The 1239-nt window shown below is 47.2% G+C and carries 1 protein-coding gene and 1 tRNA gene; both read left to right on the top strand.

Annotation, left to right across the window (positions count from 1 at the left end; all coding sequences use genetic code 11):
• The first annotated feature begins 389 nt into the window (after positions 1-389).
• Positions 390-758, top strand: coding sequence for a hypothetical protein (locus G445_RS0108740; RefSeq protein ID WP_146002333.1), 369 nt, complete (start codon positions 390-392; stop codon positions 756-758).
• A 175-nt stretch (positions 759-933) separates the two neighbouring features.
• Positions 934-1015, top strand: a tRNA-Leu gene (locus tag G445_RS0108745).
• Positions 1016-1239: the final 224 nt, after the last annotated feature.

Raw genomic sequence — 1239 nt, forward strand, 5'->3', positions numbered from 1 at the left:
CCGAACCGCGCGATCCTTAAAACCCTGCGAATACCTCTTAGCCATATTCCCAATCCTCTCAAAAACAGACAGGAACAAAACCCAGTACGCTTCAATACATATTGACGACGATAGTTTTCTTTCGTAGTGGGTTGAGGGTGTGGTTGCGCCCGGGGCGTTTTGGGGTGTAGGGAAGGACGATGTGACTGAGGCGAGGGTGGTGTTGGGGTTGCAGGATTATTTTGTGTTGTGCGGATATGCCTGACTCTTGAAGGTGTGTTGTTGCAGAAAATTGTTCGGTTTTTCGGGAAAATGCTTCATCCACTACGGAAAACGCTTTGCCTCCTACGGGTTTATCTGCGTCTTAAGGTAGGGTAGAGGTTATGAGTTCGACGCCTCCTCACAAACGCATGCCCCGTTCAACACTGACCTCTATTATCCTCATAGTTTTTGTGGCTGGGCTTATTATTGGCGGTTGGTACAGCTATTTTTCGTTTAAAAATCAGCAGGGTGCAACCACGGATCCAAATGTTACTCGCGCATTTACATACTTCATCCGTTCCTTGTGGATTGGCTGCGCGGCATTCCTTGTTGCCTTGTTGGGTATGTGGAGAAAATGGCCGTTTGTTTTCGGTGGCGGGTGCCTTTTTGCCGTGTGGTTTATTCCTACGGCATTGTATATGTACACCCTAGCACTCGGTGTTCTTCTTATTATTGTGTGGAGTTATTTTTACGTGAGGGACAACAATATCTCGTTTATGGGAGACGATACGCCTTGATGAAAAAAGATTAACTTTGGGTAGGTATCCACAGAAAAACGAGTGTAGCGTGGTGGGGAGCGTTGAGGTTAATGCTCGCGGTATCCAGTTTCTTATACGACGACGAAAAAGTGGCAGCGTGACTATTGCCATAAATTAGGCATAATGCGTATTTTTCGCTAAAATAATCCGGTACGCGCGAGTGGCGGAATTGGCAGACGCGCTGGATTTAGGTTCCAGTGTCTTACGACGTGGGGGTTCAAGTCCCCCCTCGCGCACAACTCTCTTTATCAGCCTACCTTTTTAGTTACATACTTTGTCTATTGGCCTATTTTTTTAGCGGCGTACCTTGATCACCGGCCTATATTCTTTATCAACACACTTTGTCTATGGGCCTGTATCCGCGTCAACGTAGTGGAAACCCTGTCCCTGTTTGCCTATTAACCCACCTTGTTTCCCTAGCTTTTTATTGGCTCTTCGGATTTTGGTGGGGTGGGGGGGG

Source organism: Actinotignum urinale DSM 15805, assembly GCF_000420445.1.
GTDB classification, from domain to species: domain Bacteria; phylum Actinomycetota; class Actinomycetes; order Actinomycetales; family Actinomycetaceae; genus Actinotignum; species Actinotignum urinale.